The following is a 16,703-nucleotide window of genomic DNA, read 5'->3' on the forward strand; positions in this document are numbered from 1 at the left end:
CCGCGGCAGCTGCGGGGCGGACGTACGGGAATCTTCCGGGAAGCGTGGGCGGGGCCTCGACCCGGCGTTCTGTGGGTGCAAGGCAATCCGGATCCTCTGGAAGAGGGCTTTCCCTTTTCTTAAGCGCGGGCGCGACACGCCCGAGCGCGGGGGCCGGAGGGTAGCCACCCAGGGGTGCCACCGGACCAGTCCACCGGACGACTTCGGCAGCAGAAGCAGCAGACGAGACAAAGGACTACTGAGTAGCCATGGCGGGACAGAAGATCCGCATCCGGCTCAAGGCCTACGACCACGAGGTCATCGACTCCTCGGCGAAGAAGATCGTCGAGACGGTGATTCGTACTGGTGCGCAGGTCGCGGGCCCGGTGCCGCTGCCCACTGAGAAGAACGTGTACTGCGTCATCCGCTCGCCGCACAAGTACAAGGACTCGCGCGAGCACTTCGAGATGCGCACTCACAAGCGTCTGATCGACATCCTCGACCCGACCCCGAAGACCGTTGACTCGCTGATGCGCCTCGACCTTCCGGCCGGCGTCGACATCGAGATCAAGCTCTGAGAGGCGCGACGAAGATGGCAAAGCAGATTAAGGGAATCCTGGGCGAGAAGCTCGGCATGACCCAGGTCTGGGACGAGAACAACCGGATCGTTCCGGTGACCGTCGTCAAGGCCGGGCCCAATGTCGTGACCCAGGTTCACACCGCCGACAGCACGAGCGGCTACGACGCCGTGCAGATCGGCTTCGGCGAGATCGACCCCCGCAAGGTGAACAAGCCCCTCGCGGGTCACTTCGCCAAGGCCGGTGTCACCCCGCGCCGCCACCTGGTCGAGCTGCGTACCTCGGACGCCTCCGAGTACACGCTGGGCCAGGAGATCACCGCCGAGCTGTTCGAGGCGGGTGTCAAGGTCGACGTGACCGGCACCTCCAAGGGCAAGGGCTTCGCCGGTGTCATGAAGCGTCACAACTTCAAGGGCCTCGGCGCCGGTCACGGCGTGCAGCGCAAGCACCGTTCGCCCGGCTCGATCGGTGGCTGCGCCACCCCGGGTCGCGTGTTCAAGGGCATGAAGATGGCCGGCCGGATGGGCCACGAGCGCGTGACCACCCAGAACCTGACCATCCACGCCGTTGACGCGGAGAAGGGGCTGCTCCTGATCAAGGGAGCGATCCCGGGCCCGAACGGCGGCCTCGTCCTCGTCCGCACCGCGGCGAAGGGGCTGTGAGGATATGAGCACCATTGACATCCTGTCGCCCTCGGGCGACAAGACCGGCAGCCTCGAGCTGCCCGCCGAGATCTTCGACGCCAAGGTCAGCGTTCCGCTGATGCACCAGGTCGTCGTGGCGCAGCTCGCTGCGGCCCGTCAGGGCACCCACAAGGTCAAGACTCGCGGCGAGGTCCGAGGCGGCGGCCGCAAGCCGTACCGCCAGAAGGGCACCGGCCGGGCTCGTCAGGGCTCGACCCGCGCGCCGCAGTTCGCGGGCGGTGGCGTCGTCCACGGCCCGAAGCCGCGCGACTACTCGCAGCGGACCCCGAAGAAGATGATCGCCGCCGCGCTTCGCGGTGCGCTCACCGACCGGGCCCGCCACGAGCGCATTCACGTCATCACCGACGTGACCGCGACCGAGGCGCCGTCGACCAAGGCCGCCAAGGGCCTGTTCGGCAAGATCACCGAGCGCAAGAACATCCTCCTCGTCGTCGAGCGTGCCGACGAGCTGGGTCTGAAGAGCGCCCGCAACCTGCCGAACGTGCACATCGTGGACGCCGGTCAGCTGAACACCTACGACGTGCTCGTCTCCGACGATGTGGTCTTCACCCAGGCTGCTTTCGAGCGTTTCGTAGCGGGTCCCGCTGCGTCCGCCAAGGCTGTGGCTGCTGAGGGCGAGCTCGAAGGGAGCGCCGCCTGATGGCTGCAGACATCACGAGCAAGACGTTCACGGACCCCCGTGACGTTCTGGTGAAGCCGGTCATCTCCGAGAAGAGCTACGCGCTCCTCGACGAGAACAAGTACACGTTCGTCGTGTCGCCCGGTGCCAACAAGACCCAGATCAAGCAGGCCGTCGAGGCGGTCTTCTCGGTCAAGGTCGAGTCCGTCAACACGCTCAACCGTCAGGGCAAGCGCAAGCGCTCCAAGACGGGCTTTGGCAAGCGCAAGGACACCAAGCGCGCCATCGTGACGCTGGCTGAGGGCAACCGCATCGACATCTTCGGTGGTCCGGTCTCCTAACGGGGATCGTGATCGTCGATAAGGACGAGGACGAGAGAGCCAAATGGGCATCCGCAAGTACAAGCCGACTACGCCGGGCCGTCGTGGCTCCAGCGTGGCCGACTTCGTAGAGATCACGCGGTCCACGCCGGAGAAGTCGCTGGTTCGCCCCCTGCACAGCAAGGGCGGCCGTAACAACGCCGGTCGTATCACCGCTCGCCACCAGGGTGGCGGCCACAAGCGCGCTTACCGAGTGATCGACTTCCGTCGTCACGACAAGGACGGCGTGCCGGCCAAGGTCGCGCACATCGAGTACGACCCCAACCGCACCGCGCGCATCGCGCTGCTGCACTACGCGGACGGCGAGAAGCGCTACATCATCGCCCCGCGTGGCATCACCCAGGGTGACCGGATTGAGAACGGCCCGACGGCCGACATCAAGCCGGGCAACAACCTGCCGCTGCGCAACATCCCGGTCGGTACCACCATCCACGCGGTGGAGCTGCGTCCCGGTGGCGGTGCCAAGATGGCCCGCTCCGCGGGTTCCGGCATCCAGCTGCTCGCCCGTGAGGGTCGCATGGCGCACCTGCGCATGCCCTCCGGTGAGATCCGCCTGGTCGACGTGCGCTGCCGCGCCACCGTCGGCGAGGTCGGCAACGCCGAGCAGTCGAACATCAACTGGGGCAAGGCCGGCCGTATGCGCTGGAAGGGCGTTCGCCCGACCGTGCGTGGTGTGGCCATGAACCCGATCGACCACCCGCACGGTGGTGGTGAGGGTAAGACCTCTGGTGGTCGCCACCCGGTCTCGCCGTGGGGCCAGAAGGAGGGTCGCACCCGTAAGCCCGGCAAGGCTTCGGACGCCCTCATCGTGCGCCGCCGCAAGACCAACAAGAAGCGCTAGGAGCAGGTCAGATGCCGCGCAGTCTCAAGAAGGGCCCCTTCATCGACGGCCACCTCATCAAGAAGGTGGACGTACAGAATGAAGCCGGTACCCAGAACGTCATCAAGACCTGGTCCCGCCGCTCCGTGATCAGCCCGAGCATGCTCGGTCACACGATCGCGGTCCACGATGGTCGCAAGCACGTCCCGGTGTTCGTCACCGAGTCGATGGTCGGCCACAAGCTGGGCGAGTTCGCTCCGACCCGCACCTTCCGCGGCCACGTCAAGGACGACCGCAAGTCGAAGCGTCGCTAGTCGCCTGAGCTTCACCGCCAGAACGACTCAATGACTTACTCCATTAAGGGGACAACCATGGAAGCCAGGGCCCAGGCGCGGTACATCCGCGTCACGCCCATGAAGGCCCGCCGCGTGGTGGACCTCATCCGTGGCCTGAACGCCACGGAGGCCCAGGCGATCCTGCGGTTCGCTCCGCAGGCCGCCACCGTGCCGGTCGGCAAGGTGCTCAACAGCGCCATCGCCAACGCCGCGCACAACTACAACCACAACAACGTGGACGACCTCGTCATCAGCGAGGCGTACGTTGACGAGGGCCCGACCCTGAAGCGGTTCCGTCCGCGCGCCCAGGGCCGTGCCTACCGGATCCGCAAGCGGACCAGCCACATCACCGTGGTCGTCAGCAGCAAGGAAGGGACCCGGTAATGGGCCAGAAGGTTAACCCGCACGGGTTCCGTCTCGGCATCAGCACGGACTTCAAGTCCCGCTGGTACGCCGACAAGCTGTACAAGGACTACGTCAAGGAAGACGTCGCCATTCGTCGCATGATGACGAAGGGCATGGAGCGCGCCGGCATCTCGAAGGTTGAGATCGAGCGCACCCGCGACCGCGTCCGCGTTGACATCCACACCGCTCGCCCCGGCATCGTCATCGGTCGCCGTGGCACCGAGGCCGACCGCATCCGCGGCGACCTCGAGAAGCTGACCGGCAAGCAGGTCCAGCTGAACATCCTCGAGGTCAAGAACCCCGAGCTGGACGCCCAGCTCGTGGCTCAGGGCGTCGCGGAGCAGCTGTCCTCCCGCGTGTCGTTCCGCCGTGCCATGCGCAAGTCGATGCAGGGCACCATGAAGTCCGGCGCCAAGGGCATCAAGGTCCAGTGCTCCGGTCGTCTCGGCGGCGCCGAGATGAGCCGTTCGGAGTTCTACCGCGAGGGTCGTGTGCCGCTGCACACGCTGCGCGCGAACGTCGACTACGGCTTCTTCGAGGCCAAGACGACCTTCGGCCGTATCGGCGTGAAGGTCTGGATCTACAAGGGCGACGTCAAGAACATCGCCGAGGTCCGCGCTGAGAACGCCGCTGCCCGCTCGGGCAACCGTCCGGCCCGCAACGACGCCCGCCCCGCGCGTGGCGGCGAGCGCGGTGGCCGTGGCGGCGAGCGCGGTGGCGCCCGTGGCGGTCGTCGTCCCGCGAACACCGAGGCCCCCGCGGCTGCGGTGAACGAGGCGCCGGCTGCTGAGAGCACCGGAACGGAGGCCTGACCCATGCTGATCCCCCGTCGGGTCAAGCACCGCAAGCAGCACCACCCCAAGCGCCGCGGCATGGCCAAGGGTGGCACCGAGCTCGCCTTCGGCGAGTACGGCATCCAGGCCGTCACCCCGGCCTACGTGACGAACCGGCAGATCGAGTCCGCTCGTATCGCCATCACCCGTCACATCAAGCGTGGCGGCAAGGTCTGGATCAACATCTACCCGGACCGTCCCCTCACCAAGAAGCCTGCCGAGACCCGCATGGGTTCCGGTAAGGGTTCGCCGGAGTGGTGGATCGCCAACGTTCACCCGGGACGGATCATGTTCGAGCTGTCCTACCCCAACGAGAAGGTTGCTCGTGAGGCGCTCACCCGCGCTGCTCACAAGCTCCCGATGAAGTGCCGGATTGTCCGGCGCGAGGCAGGTGAGAGCTGATGTCGGCCGGCACCAAGGCTGCTGAGCTGCGCGAGCTGGACAACGAGGGTCTCGTTGCGAAGCTCCGCGAGGCCAAGGAGGAGCTGTTCAACCTCCGCTTCCAGGCGGCGACCGGACAGCTCGACAACCACGGACGGCTTCGGCTGGTCCGTAAGGACATCGCGCGGATCTACACCCTGATGCGCGAGCGCGAGCTGGGCATCGAGACGGTGGAGAACGCCTGATGACTGAGAACACCAACGAGACGCGCGGTTTCCGCAAGACCCGTGAGGGTCTCGTCGTCAGCGACAAGATGGACAAGACCGTCGTCGTCGCCGTCGAGGACCGCGTCAAGCACGCTCTGTACGGCAAGGTCATCCGCCGTACGAACAAGCTGAAGGCGCACGACGAGCAGAACGCGTGCGGCATCGGTGACCGGGTCCTCCTCGCGGAGACCCGCCCGCTGTCCGCGACGAAGCGCTGGCGCGTCGTCGAGATCCTCGAGAAGGCCAAGTAACGAAGCCGATGAGGTACGGCCGTATGTGCACCAGGTCCCCCAGGGGACGCCGGTGTGAGCAGCGGCCGGCCCGTCGACTCTCGTTGACGATCAGGAGAAAGCTGTGATCCAGCAGGAGTCGCGACTGCGTGTCGCCGACAACACGGGCGCGAAGGAAATCCTTTGCATCCGCGTTCTCGGTGGCTCCGGTCGCCGCTACGCCGGCATCGGGGACGTCATCGTCGCCACCGTCAAGGACGCGATCCCCGGTGGCACCGTGAAGAAGGGTGACGTCGTCAAGTGCGTCATCGTCCGTACCGTGAAGTCGCGCCGTCGTCCCGACGGTTCGTACATCCGGTTCGACGAGAACGCCGCCGTCGTCCTCAAGAACACCGATGGTGACCCCCGTGGCACCCGCATCTTCGGCCCGGTGGGCCGCGAGCTGCGTGACAAGAAGTTCATGAAGATCATCTCGCTGGCGCCGGAGGTGCTCTAACCATGGCGAACAGCATGAAGATCAAGAAGGGTGACCTGGTTCAGGTCATCACCGGCAAGGACCGCGGCAAGCAGGGCAAGGTCATCCAGGCCATGCCCGCCGAGAACAAGGTCCTCGTCGAGGGTGTGAACCGGGTCAAGAAGCACACCAAGCCCGGCCAGGGCACCGCCGGTGGCATCATCACCGTCGAGGCCCCGGTGCACGTCTCCAACGTGCAGCTGGTCGTGGAGAAGGACGGCAAGAAGGTCGTCACTCGCGTTGGTTACCGCTTCGATGACGAGGGCAACAAGATCCGCGTTGCCAAGCGAACCGGTGAGGACATCTGATGTCTGAGACGACCATCGAGAACGTTGAGAAGGTGGCCCCCCGCCTCAAGGCGCGTTACAACGCCGAGATCAAGGGCCAGCTGCAGGAGGAGTTCTCCTACGAGAACGTCATGCTGATCCCCGGCCTGGTCAAGGTCGTGGTCAACATGGGTGTGGGCGAGGCCGCCCGCGACTCCAAGCTGATCGAGGGCGCGATCCGCGACCTCACCGCCATCACCGGTCAGAAGCCGGCGGTGACGAAGGCTCGCAAGTCCATCGCGCAGTTCAAGCTGCGTGAGGGCCAGCCGATCGGCACCCACGTCACCCTTCGTGGTGACCGCATGTGGGAGTTCCTGGACCGTCTGGTGTCGCTGGCGCTGCCGCGTATCCGTGACTTCCGTGGTCTCTCCCCCAAGCAGTTCGACGGCCGTGGCAACTACACGTTCGGTCTGACCGAGCAGGTCATGTTCCACGAGATCGACCAGGACAAGGTCGACCGTCAGCGCGGTATGGACATCACCGTCGTGACCACCGCTCAGACCGACGACGAGGGCCGGGCGCTCCTGCGCGCTCTGGGCTTCCCGTTCAAGGAGGCGTGAGCCAATGGCGAAGAAGTCCCTCATCGCGAAGTCCGAGCGTAAGCCGAAGTTCGGCGTCCGGGCCTACACCCGGTGCCAGCGCTGCGGCCGTCCGCACTCGGTGTACCGCAAGTTCGGCCTGTGCCGTGTCTGCCTCCGTGAGATGGCGCACCGCGGCGAGCTGCCGGGCGTGACCAAGAGCTCCTGGTAGTCCTTACCCAAGGCGCCCTGGAGCACGAGGTACCACCAGCGAAGCAGAGGTGCCCCACCCCCTACTTTTGGGTTCCGGTTCCGGATCCCGTAAGGTAGTGGGGTCGGGCCCCCTGCCGCGGCATTCCCTATGAATGCTCGCGGCTCTCTTCTGAGGGCTCGCACCCAGTCTTACTAACGCCGCAGGTCCCCTGCGTCTGTGCCCCCACCGCACTCCTCGCGGAGTGCGGTGGGGGGACCTGGCGCGGAGAAACCACGGCGAGAGAGGCCTGAGGCCATCATGACCATGACCGACCCCATCGCAGACATGCTCACGCGTCTGCGTAACGCGAACTCGGCGTACCACGACACCGTGGCGATGCCGGCTAGCAAGATCAAGTCGCACGTCGCGCAGATCCTGCAGCAGGAGGGTTACATCTCCAGCTGGAAGGTCGAGGAGCCGCAGGAGGGCGAGGTCGGCAAGAAGCTGACCATCGAGCTCAAGTTCGGCCCCAACCGCGAGCGCTCGATCGCTGGTATCAAGCGAATCAGCAAGCCGGGCCTGCGGGTCTACGCAAAGTCCACCAACCTGCCGAAGGTGCTCGGCGGCCTGGGCGTGGCGATCATCTCCACGTCCTCGGGTCTCCTCACCGACAAGCAGGCCGCCAAGAAGGGCGTAGGCGGAGAAGTTCTCGCCTACGTCTGGTAATTCGGGAAACGGAGGTACAGCAATGTCGCGCATTGGACGGCTGCCCATCCCGGTTCCCGCCGGCGTGGACGTCACCATCGATGGCCAGGCGGTCTCGGTGAAGGGCCCGAAGGGCTCCCTCACCCACGTTGTCGCCGAGCCGATCGAGATCGGCAAGGACGAGAACGGCACCCTGGTTGTCACTCGCCCGAACGACGAGCGTCAGTCGAAGGCCCTCCACGGCCTTTCCCGCACGCTGGTGGCGAACATGATCACCGGCGTGACCGCGGGCTACCGCAAGTCGCTGGAGATCAGCGGTGTTGGTTACCGAGTCGCAGCGAAGGGCTCCTCGATGGAGTTCCAGCTCGGCTACAGCCACCCGATCCTGATCGAGGCCCCGGAGGGCATCTCCTTCGTGGTCGAGTCGCCCACCAAGTTCCACGTGGACGGGATCGACAAGCAGCTGGTCGGCGAGGTTTCGGCCAAGATCCGCAAGCTGCGCAAGCCCGACCCGTACAAGGCCAAGGGCGTCAAGTACGCGGGCGAGGTCATCCGCCGCAAGGTCGGAAAGAGTGGTAAGTAAGCGATGAGCGTCTCTGTCAAGATCGGCAAGGGCAACGCCTACAAGCCCTCCGCCCGTAAGCGCCGCGCGATTCGCGTTCGCAAGCGCGTCGTCGGCACCGAGGTGCGTCCGCGCCTCGTTGTGACGCGCTCGAACCGTCACATGGTCGCCCAGGTCATCGACGACGCCAAGGGTCACACCCTGGCGTCGGCGTCCACCCTCGACGTGTCCATCAAGGGCACCGAGGGCGACAAGACCGAGCTGGCCAAGAAGGTCGGGAGCCTGGTCGCCGAGCGCGCCAAGGCCGCCGGCATCGAGTCGGTCGTCTTCGACCGCGCGGGCAACCGGTACGCCGGCCGCATCGCCGCTCTGGCGGACGCGGCCCGCGAGGCCGGGCTCGACTTCTAAGCCGCTCGTCGACTCTGTCGGCGGACGTAATCGAGAGAGGTAATTCCAATGGCTGGACCCCAGCGCCGCGGTAGCGGCGCCGGCGGCGGCACCGGCGGTGGCGAGCGGCGTGACCGTAAGCGTGACGACCGGGGCAACGCCCCCGCCGTCGAGAAGACCGCTTACGTTGAGCGCGTCGTTGCGATCAACCGTGTCGCCAAGGTTGTCAAGGGTGGTCGTCGTTTCAGCTTCACCGCGCTGGTCGTGGTGGGCGACGGTGACGGCACCGTGGGTGTCGGATACGGCAAGGCGAAGGAGGTTCCGGCCGCCATCGCCAAGGGTGTTGAGGAGGCCAAGAAGAACTTCTTCAAGGTCCCCCGTATCCAGGGCACCATCCCGCACCCGATCCAGGGCGAGAAGGCCGCCGGCGTCGTGCTCCTGAAGCCGGCGTCCCCCGGTACGGGCGTTATCGCCGGTGGCCCGGTGCGTGCCGTCCTGGAGTGCGCCGGCGTTCACGACATCCTGTCGAAGTCGCTCGGCTCGGACAACGCGATCAACATCGTGCACGCCACCGTGGCTGCTCTGAAGGGCCTCGTGCGCCCCGAGGAGATCGCGGCCCGTCGTGGTCTGCCGCTCGAGGACGTGGCCCCGGCCGCCCTGCTGCGCGCTCGCGCCGCCGGCACCGCCGCCGCGACCGCGGGGGCGGGTGCCTGATGGCTCGCCTGAAGATCACGCAGACCAAGTCCTACATCGGCAGCAAGCAGAACCACCGCGAGACGCTGCGCTCGCTGGGTCTGAAGCGCATGCACGATGTGGTCGTCAAGGAGGACCGTCCCGAGATCCGCGGGATGGCCCAGACCGTGCGTCACCTCGTCACGGTCGAGGAGGTGGACTGAGATGGCTGACTCGCCGATCAAGATCCACAACCTGCGTCCCGCCCCGGGCGCCAAGACCGACAAGATCCGTGTCGGTCGTGGTGAGGCGTCCAAGGGTAAGACCGCCGGTCGTGGTACCAAGGGCACCAAGGCCCGCTACCAGGTTCCGCAGCGCTTCGAGGGTGGCCAGATGCCCCTCCACATGCGCCTGCCGAAGCTGAAGGGCTTCAAGAACCCCTTCAAGATCACCTTCCAGGTGGTCAACCTCGACAAGCTGGCCGAGCTCTACCCGCAGGGTGGAGAGGTCACCGTCGAGGGTCTCGTCGAGAAGGGCGCGGTTCGCAAGAACTCGCTCGTCAAGGTGCTCGGCACCGGCGAGATCTCGGTCGCGCTGCAGGTCTCGGTGGACGCCGTCTCCGGCTCCGCCGCCGAGAAGATCACGGCCGCCGGCGGCACCGTCACCGAGCTCATCTGAGCCCGTTGACCGCCGACTGACGTCAGGTCAGACACTGAGCCCCGTCCCTCGTTCGAGGGGCGGGGCTCTGGTCATTCGTGTGCTCATCACCACGACTTTGGGACTCAACCCGGGCCAAAACCGGGCATCTGGGCGCCCGTTGGGCAACCCCCTGCTCCATGAGCTTCTTCTTCGTTGCCGCGCACTGTTAGAGTCCGTGGAGTTCCCTTGTAGCCTCCCCCCGGCTGCGGCGGAGCAGGTCACACCTCAACTCCCCATCATCAGGACCGACCCTCCCGCCGACGACGCGCGGGAGGCGCAGGAGGCACCGTGCTCAGTGCGTTCGCGCGGGCGTTCAAGACGCCCGACCTGCGCAAGAAGCTGCTGTTCACGCTGGGCATCATGGTGCTGTTCCGGATGGGTGCGCACATCCCCGTCCCCGGCGTCAATTTCAAAGCCGTGAACGAGTGCGTGAAGCAGAGCAACAGCGGCCTCTTCGGCCTCGTCAACCTGTTCAGCGGCGGTGCGCTGCTGCAGTTGACGATTTTTGCGCTCGGCATCATGCCGTACATCACCGCCAGCATCATCCTGCAGCTGCTGACCGTCGTGATCCCGCGGCTGGAAGCGCTGAAGAAGGAGGGGCAGGCCGGTACCACCAAGATCACCCAGTACACCCGGTACCTGACGATCGCGCTGGCGATCCTGCAGGGCACCGGCATCGTGGCGACCGCCTCCAACGGCGCGCTCTTCTCCACCTGTGCCGTGGGCAACCAGGTGGTGCCGGACACCTCGGTGTTCCGGATCGCCACCATGGTCATCACGATGACCGCCGGTACCACGATGATCATGTGGCTCGGTGAGCTGATCACCGACCGCGGCATCGGCAACGGCATGTCGATCCTGATCTTCACCTCGATCGCCTCCGGTTTCCCGGGCAACCTCTGGTCGATCAAGAAGGCCGGCAAGATCGGTGGCGGCTGGGTCGACTTCTTCGCGGTCCTCGCGGTCGGCGTGGTCGTGGTGGTGCTGGTCATCTTCGTCGAACAGGCCCAACGCCGGATCCCGGTGCAGTACGCCAAGCGCATGATCGGGCGGCGGGCCTTCGGCGGTACCTCGACCTACATCCCGCTGAAGGTGAACCAGGCCGGTGTCATCCCGGTCATCTTCGCCTCCTCGCTGCTGTACATCCCGGCCCTGGTCGCGCAGCTGACCAGCAGCAAGGCCGGCTGGGCGATCTGGATCCAGAACAACTTCACCAAGGGCGACCACCCGATCTACATGGCCACGTACTTCGTGCTGATCGTGTTCTTCGCCTTCTTCTACGTCGCGATCTCCTTCAACCCCGAGGAAGTTGCCGACAATATGAAGAAGTATGGTGGGTTCATCCCCGGGATCCGGGCCGGTCGCCCGACGGCCGAATACCTGAACTACGTGCTGACCCGCATCACCTGGCCGGGTTCGCTCTACCTGGGCCTCATCGCGTTGATCCCGATGATCGGCCTGGTCGCCCTCAACGCGAGCACCACCATCCCGTTCGGCGGCACCAGCATCCTCATCATCGTCGGCGTCGGACTCGAAACTGTGAAGCAGATCGAGAGCCAGCTCCAGCAGCGTAATTACGAAGGGTTCCTCCGCTGATGCGTATCGTCCTCGTCGGACCTCCCGGGGCCGGGAAGGGTACTCAGGCGCACGTGCTCGCCAAGACCCTGTCCATTCCCCACATCTCGACCGGTGACCTGTTCCGGGCCAACATCAGCCAGAGCACCCCGCTGGGGCTCGAGGCGAAGGGCTACATGGACAAGGGTCAGCTCGTACCGGACGAGGTGACCATCGGGATGGCCAAGGACCGCCTCCTCCAGCCGGACACCGCGCAGGGCTTCCTGCTGGACGGCTTCCCGCGCAACCTGGCCCAGGCCAAGGCGCTGGACGAGCACCTCGCCGCCGAGGGGATCACCCTGGACGGCGTGCTCGACCTGGAGGTCCCCGAGGACGAGGTCGTGAAGCGGATCGCCGGTCGCCGGCTCTGCCGCAACAACGGCGCCCACGTCTACCACGTGGACTACAACCCGCCGGCCGTCGCGGGCGTCTGCGACGAGTGCGGTGGCGAGCTGTACCAGCGTTCGGACGACACCGAGGACGCGGTCCGCACCCGGCTGGAGGTCTACCACACGGAGACCGAGCCGATCATCGAGTACTACGCCCAGCAGAACCTGGTCACCACCATCTCGGCGCTCGGCAAGGTCGACGAGGTGACCCAGCGCGCGGTGGACGCGCTGCAGGCGCGCGCAGCGGGCTGAGCAAGGACGTTCCCCCGCCCATACGGCCGCGGTACCCGCTTCGGGGTACCGCGGCCGTACGGCGTCGTACCGTTGGGGGAGTGGAACCGCCGCCCGGCAAGGACCGGACGGCCGACATACCGACGAAAGGCACTGGCCAGATGGTGGAGATCAAGACCCCCGAGCAGATCGCGAAGATGCGAGCGGCCGGGCTGGTCGTCGCCGAGGCACTCAAGGCCTGCCGCGAGGCGGTCGCCCCCGGGGTGAGCACCCAGGAGCTCAACGACGTCGCGGCCAAGGTGATCGCCGACCACGGTGCCACCTCCAACTTCCGCGCCCACCACGGCAGCCTCTGGTTCCCCGGGGTGATCTGCGCCTCGGTCAACAACGAGGTGGTGCACGGCATCCCCGGTGAGCGGGTGCTGGCCGAGGGCGACATCATCTCGATCGACTGCGGTGCGATCATCGACGGTTGGCACGGCGACGCGGCGATCACCGTGCCGGTCGGCGAGGTCCGCCCCGAGGTCGCGATGCTCAGCCAGGTGACCGAGGGCTCGATGTGGGCCGGCATCGCCCAGATGAAGAAGAGCAACCGCCTGGTCGACGTCTCCAAGGCGATCGAGGGCTTCGTCCGGCGCCAGCCGCTGCCCCCCAAGGGCAAGTGGGGCATCACCGAGGGCTACGGCGGCCACGGCATCGGCACCGCCATGCACATGGAGCCGCACGTGCTGAACTACGTCGAGCGCGGCCGGGGCAAGGGCCCCAAGCTGGTCCCCGGCACGGTGCTGGCGATCGAGCCGATGGTCTCGCTGGGCACCCCGCACACCTCGGTCCTCGAGGACGACTGGACGGTCGTCACCAACGACGGCACCTGGGCCGCGCACTGGGAGCACTCGGTGGCTGTCACCGAGCAGGGCCCGCTGGTGCTGACCGCCTTCGACGGCGGCAAGGCGCAGCTCGCGGCGCTGGGCGTGACCGCGGCTCCGGACCCGTTGGGTTGACACGGCCGCTGGGCCGAGCCGGTATCGTGCTGCCTTCGAGCGGCCGGTAGATCGGACAATAGGGGTAACAGTGCTCAAGGGCTTCCGCGACTTCATGATGCGCGGCAACGTCATCGACATGGGCGTCGGGATCGTGATCGGCTCGGCGTTCACCGCCGTGGTCACCGGGTTCGTGAAGGCGTTCCTCACTCCGCTGGTGGGCGTCGTGGTGGGCGCCGCCGGCGACTTCAGCTCGCGCAGCTTCACCGCGGCCGGCGTGACCTTCCCGTACGGGCAGTTCCTGAACGTGCTGATCGCGTTCGTGCTGACCGCCGCGGTGCTCTACTTCTGCGTCGTGCTGCCGGTGACCCGGGCCAGCGCCAAGTACCTGCCGAAGAAGCCGAAGGTCGCCAAGCGCCCCTGCCCGGAGTGCCTGACCGACATCCCGGAGGCGGCCAGCCGCTGCTCGGCCTGTACCGCGCAGGTCCAGCCGCTCGCCATCGCGGCGCAGCGCTGAACCGTTTTGGTCGCTGAGCGGACGGTAGCGTAGGATGGACCGTCGGCTCACTCGTAGCGTGCTTCAGCACGCCCTCTTCCCTCGCAGGGCAGGGGTGAACCCAGGTTCGCACGAGCGTGCCGCATACGGTAGCCGGTCCCGGAAGGTGGATCTCGTAGTTCATGGCAAAGAAGCAAGGCGCCATTGAGATCGAGGGCACCGTGATCGAGTCTCTCCCGAACGCGATGTTCAAGGTTGAGCTGCAGAACGGTCACAAGGTCCTCGCGCACATCAGCGGCAAGATGCGGATGCACTACATCCGAATCCTGCCGGATGACCGCGTCGTCGTGGAGCTGAGCCCCTACGACCTGACGCGCGGACGCATCGTCTACCGCTACAAGTAGTCACATTTTTTCTCGCCCCGCGAGGGGCGAAACCGTCAGATCTAGACCCGGAGGACCGGACTCATGAAGGTCAAGCCGAGCGTCAAGAAGATCTGCGACAAGTGCAAGGTGATCCGCCGCCACGGCCGGGTCATGGTGATCTGCGACAACCTGCGCCACAAGCAGCGCCAGGGCTGATCCTCCCGCATTTCTCGTAGTACCTTCGCGCGACGCGCACAGTCATACACGGGCTGCCCGATCCGTCCCAGGACGGACTGCCACCCCCGGTCAGAGGCCGGGGCTCCCTCGCCGAGAGGCGGATGGAGTAGGCAGCACGTAAGACCTCTGAAGAACCACAGGAGCCATGAATGGCACGCCTCGCCGGCGTTGATCTCCCCCGCGAGAAGCGGATCGAGATCGCCCTCACGTACGTCTACGGCATCGGCCGTACCCGCGCCCAGCAGACGCTGGCCGAGACGGGCGTGAACCCCGACATCCGCGTTCGCGACATCTCCGAAGACGACCTCGTCAAGCTGGGCAAGTGGATCGAGGCCAACTACCGCGTCGAGGGTGACCTCCGCCGTGAGGTTGCCGCCGACATCCGCCGCAAGGTCGAGATCGGCTGCTACGAGGGTCTGCGTCACCGCCGTGGCCTGCCCGTCCGCGGTCAGCGCACCCACACCAACGCGCGTACCCGCAAGGGCCCGCGTCGCGCGATTGCCGGCAAGAAGAAGCCCGGCAAGAAGTAGTCCGTCCCGCTCACCGGACATCCCTCCGGCCCGCGGGTAGCGGACCGACCACCTCAGTAGGAGAAACAGACTTATGCCCCCCAAGGGTCGTCAGGCTGCCGGCGCCAAGAAGGTGCGCCGCAAGGAGAAGAAGAACGTCGCTCACGGGCACGCCCACATCAAGAGCACGTTCAACAACACCATCGTTTCGATCACCGACCCCGCGGGCAACGTGATCTCCTGGGCCTCCGCCGGCCACGTGGGCTTCAAGGGCTCGCGCAAGTCCACCCCGTTCGCCGCGCAGATGGCCGCCGAGGCCGCCGCGCGTCGTGCGCAGGAGCACGGCATGCGCAAGGTCGACGTCTTCGTCAAGGGTCCGGGCTCCGGCCGCGAGACCGCGATCCGCTCGCTCCAGGCCACCGGCCTGGAGGTGGGTTCGATCCAGGACGTCACCCCCACCCCGCACAACGGCTGCCGCCCGCCGAAGCGCCGCCGCGTCTGACGCGTCGCCTTCGGGTGCTTGCTCTACCCCTTGCGTCCGGCCTCCCGCAACGCGCGGGAGGCCGTACGCTTGGTTTGTTCGGCATCAAATAGTGGGTGTCGAAGACAAGTGGAGGATCTGAAAACATGCTGATCGCTCAGCGCCCCTCGCTGACCGAAGAGGTTGTCGACGAGTACCGCTCGCGGTTCGTCATCGAGCCGCTGGAGCCGGGCTTCGGCTACACCCTCGGCAACTCGCTTCGCCGCACCCTGCTCTCCTCGATCCCCGGTGCCGCCGTCACCAGCATCCGGGTCGACGGTGTCCTGCACGAGTTCACCACCGTGCCGGGTGTCAAGGAGGACGTCACCGACCTCATCCTCAACATCAAGCAGCTGGTCGTCTCCTCGGAGCACGACGAGCCGGTCGTGATGTACCTGCGCAAGCAGGGTCCCGGTGTGGTCACCGCCGCCGACATCGCGCCGCCGGCCGGTGTCGAGGTGCACAACCCCGAGCTGGTCCTGGCCACGCTGAACGGCAAGGGCAAGCTGGAGATGGAGCTGACCGTCGAGCGCGGTCGCGGCTACGTCTCCGCCGTGCAGAACAAGGCTTCCGGCCAGGAGATCGGCCGGATCCCGGTCGACTCGATCTACAGCCCCGTGCTGAAGGTCACCTACAAGGTCGAGGCCACCCGTGTCGAGCAGCGGACCGACTTCGACAAGCTGATCGTCGACGTCGAGACCAAGCCCGCCATGCGCCCGCGTGACGCCATGGCCTCGGCCGGCAAGACCCTGGTGGAGCTGTTCGGCCTCGCTCGCGAGCTGAACATCGACGCCGAGGGCATCGACATGGGCCCGTCCCCGACGGACGCCGCCCTGGCCGCCGATCTGGCGCTGCCGATCGAGGAGCTGGAGCTCACCGTTCGGTCGTACAACTGCCTCAAGCGCGAGGGCATCCACACCGTGGGTGAGCTCGTCGCCCGCTCCGAGGCCGACCTGCTCGACATCCGCAACTTCGGTGCGAAGTCGATCGACGAGGTCAAGGCGAAGCTGGCCGGCATGGGCTTGGCCCTCAAGGACAGCCCGCCCGGATTCGACCCGACCGCCGCCGCCGACGCCTTCGGCGCCGACGACCTGGACGACGCGGGTTACGCGGAGACCGAGCAGTACTGAGAGATTTGTGGTGGGGGCGACTCCCAGCGGGTCGCCCCCACCTCAATGCAATGAACTAAGCCGTCCGGGCAATCGTGCCCGGCCGCCCGTTCCGGTACCTGATACGGCCGGAGTCGGAGATACAAG

At 66.4% G+C, this 16,703-nt stretch carries 30 protein-coding genes; all 30 read left to right on the plus strand.

All coding sequences use genetic code 11. The features are described 5' to 3' along the window. Positions 1-248: 248 nt before the first annotated feature. The gene (rpsJ, locus tag P3T41_RS24120; RefSeq protein WP_012785157.1) at positions 249-557 is read left to right on the plus strand and encodes a 30S ribosomal protein S10; all 309 of its coding nucleotides are present in this window, start codon (positions 249-251) and stop codon (positions 555-557) included. 14 nt (positions 558-571) lie between these two features. Next, positions 572-1,219, plus strand: a complete 648-nt coding sequence (rplC, locus tag P3T41_RS24125) for a 50S ribosomal protein L3 (protein WP_280692189.1) — start codon at positions 572-574, stop codon at positions 1,217-1,219. Positions 1,220-1,223: 4 nt separating this feature from the next. After that, on the plus strand, positions 1,224-1,901 hold the full coding sequence (gene rplD / locus P3T41_RS24130; RefSeq protein ID WP_280692191.1) for a 50S ribosomal protein L4: 678 nt from the start codon (positions 1,224-1,226) through the stop codon (positions 1,899-1,901). Further along, the gene (rplW, locus tag P3T41_RS24135; protein WP_145905728.1) at positions 1,898-2,221 is read left to right on the plus strand and encodes a 50S ribosomal protein L23; all 324 of its coding nucleotides are present in this window, start codon (positions 1,898-1,900) and stop codon (positions 2,219-2,221) included. The genes rplD and rplW overlap by 4 nt, the downstream gene beginning before the upstream one ends. 43 nt (positions 2,222-2,264) lie before the next feature. Further along, complete coding sequence (rplB, locus tag P3T41_RS24140) at positions 2,265-3,101, plus strand: 50S ribosomal protein L2 (RefSeq protein WP_280692193.1); 837 nt, start codon at positions 2,265-2,267, stop codon at positions 3,099-3,101. Between the two features lie 11 nt (positions 3,102-3,112). Further along, positions 3,113-3,394 (plus strand): 30S ribosomal protein S19, encoded by a 282-nt coding sequence (gene rpsS, locus P3T41_RS24145; protein WP_030232469.1) that lies wholly within the window; start codon positions 3,113-3,115, stop codon positions 3,392-3,394. 57 nt (positions 3,395-3,451) lie between these two features. Continuing rightward, positions 3,452-3,799 (plus strand): 50S ribosomal protein L22, encoded by a 348-nt coding sequence (gene rplV, locus P3T41_RS24150; protein ID WP_280692195.1) that lies wholly within the window; start codon positions 3,452-3,454, stop codon positions 3,797-3,799. Then, positions 3,799-4,632 (plus strand): 30S ribosomal protein S3, encoded by an 834-nt coding sequence (gene rpsC, locus P3T41_RS24155; protein ID WP_280692196.1) that lies wholly within the window; start codon positions 3,799-3,801, stop codon positions 4,630-4,632. The genes rplV and rpsC overlap by 1 nt, the downstream gene beginning before the upstream one ends. Before the next feature lie 3 nt (positions 4,633-4,635). Beyond that, a complete protein-coding gene (gene rplP / locus P3T41_RS24160) occupies positions 4,636-5,055 on the plus strand; it encodes a 50S ribosomal protein L16 (RefSeq protein WP_280692198.1) in 420 nt (139 codons plus the stop codon). After that, positions 5,055-5,279 carry a 50S ribosomal protein L29 gene (gene rpmC, locus P3T41_RS24165; protein WP_035848170.1) on the plus strand — a complete coding sequence of 75 codons (225 nt, stop codon included), beginning with the start codon at positions 5,055-5,057 and terminating at the stop codon, positions 5,277-5,279. The genes rplP and rpmC overlap by 1 nt, the downstream gene beginning before the upstream one ends. Continuing rightward, positions 5,279-5,551 carry a 30S ribosomal protein S17 gene (gene rpsQ, locus P3T41_RS24170; protein ID WP_110670527.1) on the plus strand — a complete coding sequence of 91 codons (273 nt, stop codon included), beginning with the start codon at positions 5,279-5,281 and terminating at the stop codon, positions 5,549-5,551. Before rpmC ends, rpsQ begins: the two co-directional genes overlap by 1 nt. Positions 5,552-5,654: 103 nt before the next feature. After that, on the plus strand, positions 5,655-6,026 hold the full coding sequence (gene rplN, locus P3T41_RS24175; protein WP_035848171.1) for a 50S ribosomal protein L14: 372 nt from the start codon (positions 5,655-5,657) through the stop codon (positions 6,024-6,026). Positions 6,027-6,040: 14 nt separating this feature from the next. Then, positions 6,041-6,352: a 50S ribosomal protein L24 gene (rplX, locus tag P3T41_RS24180; RefSeq protein WP_035853973.1), complete on the plus strand. Its 312-nt coding sequence runs from the start codon at positions 6,041-6,043 to the stop codon at positions 6,350-6,352. Next, positions 6,352-6,930 carry a 50S ribosomal protein L5 gene (rplE, locus tag P3T41_RS24185; protein ID WP_280692202.1) on the plus strand — a complete coding sequence of 193 codons (579 nt, stop codon included), beginning with the start codon at positions 6,352-6,354 and terminating at the stop codon, positions 6,928-6,930. Before rplX ends, rplE begins: the two co-directional genes overlap by 1 nt. A gap of 4 nt (positions 6,931-6,934) precedes the next feature. Next, the gene (locus P3T41_RS24190) at positions 6,935-7,120 is read left to right on the plus strand and encodes a type Z 30S ribosomal protein S14 (RefSeq protein ID WP_030055830.1); all 186 of its coding nucleotides are present in this window, start codon (positions 6,935-6,937) and stop codon (positions 7,118-7,120) included. A gap of 279 nt (positions 7,121-7,399) precedes the next feature. Beyond that, positions 7,400-7,807 carry a 30S ribosomal protein S8 gene (gene rpsH / locus P3T41_RS24195; protein WP_184937226.1) on the plus strand — a complete coding sequence of 136 codons (408 nt, stop codon included), beginning with the start codon at positions 7,400-7,402 and terminating at the stop codon, positions 7,805-7,807. A gap of 22 nt (positions 7,808-7,829) precedes the next feature. After that, the gene (rplF, locus tag P3T41_RS24200) at positions 7,830-8,369 is read left to right on the plus strand and encodes a 50S ribosomal protein L6 (protein WP_184937229.1); all 540 of its coding nucleotides are present in this window, start codon (positions 7,830-7,832) and stop codon (positions 8,367-8,369) included. 3 nt (positions 8,370-8,372) lie between these two features. Then, entirely contained in the window at positions 8,373-8,756 is a 384-nt protein-coding gene (gene rplR, locus P3T41_RS24205; RefSeq protein ID WP_280692204.1) for a 50S ribosomal protein L18, read from the plus strand. 48 nt (positions 8,757-8,804) lie between these two features. After that, on the plus strand, positions 8,805-9,449 hold the full coding sequence (rpsE, locus tag P3T41_RS24210; RefSeq protein ID WP_280692206.1) for a 30S ribosomal protein S5: 645 nt from the start codon (positions 8,805-8,807) through the stop codon (positions 9,447-9,449). Further along, positions 9,449-9,631 carry a 50S ribosomal protein L30 gene (gene rpmD / locus P3T41_RS24215; RefSeq protein ID WP_030300409.1) on the plus strand — a complete coding sequence of 61 codons (183 nt, stop codon included), beginning with the start codon at positions 9,449-9,451 and terminating at the stop codon, positions 9,629-9,631. Before rpsE ends, rpmD begins: the two co-directional genes overlap by 1 nt. A 1-nt stretch (position 9,632) precedes the next feature. Beyond that, positions 9,633-10,085 (plus strand): 50S ribosomal protein L15, encoded by a 453-nt coding sequence (rplO, locus tag P3T41_RS24220; protein WP_280692208.1) that lies wholly within the window; start codon positions 9,633-9,635, stop codon positions 10,083-10,085. 309 nt (positions 10,086-10,394) lie between these two features. Continuing rightward, entirely contained in the window at positions 10,395-11,702 is a 1,308-nt protein-coding gene (gene secY / locus P3T41_RS24225) for a preprotein translocase subunit SecY (RefSeq protein WP_280692210.1), read from the plus strand. Beyond that, positions 11,702-12,361, plus strand: a complete 660-nt coding sequence (locus tag P3T41_RS24230) for an adenylate kinase (RefSeq protein ID WP_280692211.1) — start codon at positions 11,702-11,704, stop codon at positions 12,359-12,361. Before secY ends, P3T41_RS24230 begins: the two co-directional genes overlap by 1 nt. A gap of 140 nt (positions 12,362-12,501) precedes the next feature. Next, entirely contained in the window at positions 12,502-13,341 is an 840-nt protein-coding gene (map, locus tag P3T41_RS24235) for a type I methionyl aminopeptidase (RefSeq protein WP_280692213.1), read from the plus strand. Positions 13,342-13,411: 70 nt separating this feature from the next. Further along, positions 13,412-13,837 carry a large conductance mechanosensitive channel protein MscL gene (mscL, locus tag P3T41_RS24240; protein WP_280692215.1) on the plus strand — a complete coding sequence of 142 codons (426 nt, stop codon included), beginning with the start codon at positions 13,412-13,414 and terminating at the stop codon, positions 13,835-13,837. 161 nt (positions 13,838-13,998) lie between these two features. Beyond that, positions 13,999-14,220, plus strand: coding sequence for a translation initiation factor IF-1 (gene infA / locus P3T41_RS24245; protein ID WP_003956442.1), 222 nt, complete (start codon positions 13,999-14,001; stop codon positions 14,218-14,220). Between the two features lie 63 nt (positions 14,221-14,283). Then, positions 14,284-14,397 (plus strand): 50S ribosomal protein L36, encoded by a 114-nt coding sequence (rpmJ, locus tag P3T41_RS24250; protein WP_003956441.1) that lies wholly within the window; start codon positions 14,284-14,286, stop codon positions 14,395-14,397. A 170-nt stretch (positions 14,398-14,567) separates the two neighbouring features. Next, complete coding sequence (gene rpsM, locus P3T41_RS24255) at positions 14,568-14,948, plus strand: 30S ribosomal protein S13 (RefSeq protein WP_280692217.1); 381 nt, start codon at positions 14,568-14,570, stop codon at positions 14,946-14,948. A 73-nt stretch (positions 14,949-15,021) separates the two neighbouring features. Continuing rightward, positions 15,022-15,429, plus strand: coding sequence for a 30S ribosomal protein S11 (rpsK, locus tag P3T41_RS24260; RefSeq protein WP_035800872.1), 408 nt, complete (start codon positions 15,022-15,024; stop codon positions 15,427-15,429). A 125-nt stretch (positions 15,430-15,554) separates the two neighbouring features. Then, positions 15,555-16,577 (plus strand): DNA-directed RNA polymerase subunit alpha, encoded by a 1,023-nt coding sequence (locus P3T41_RS24265; protein ID WP_035800873.1) that lies wholly within the window; start codon positions 15,555-15,557, stop codon positions 16,575-16,577. The last annotated feature ends 126 nt before the right edge of the window (positions 16,578-16,703 follow it).

Source organism: Kitasatospora sp. GAS204B, assembly GCF_029892155.1.
GTDB lineage: Bacteria > Actinomycetota > Actinomycetes > Streptomycetales > Streptomycetaceae > Kitasatospora.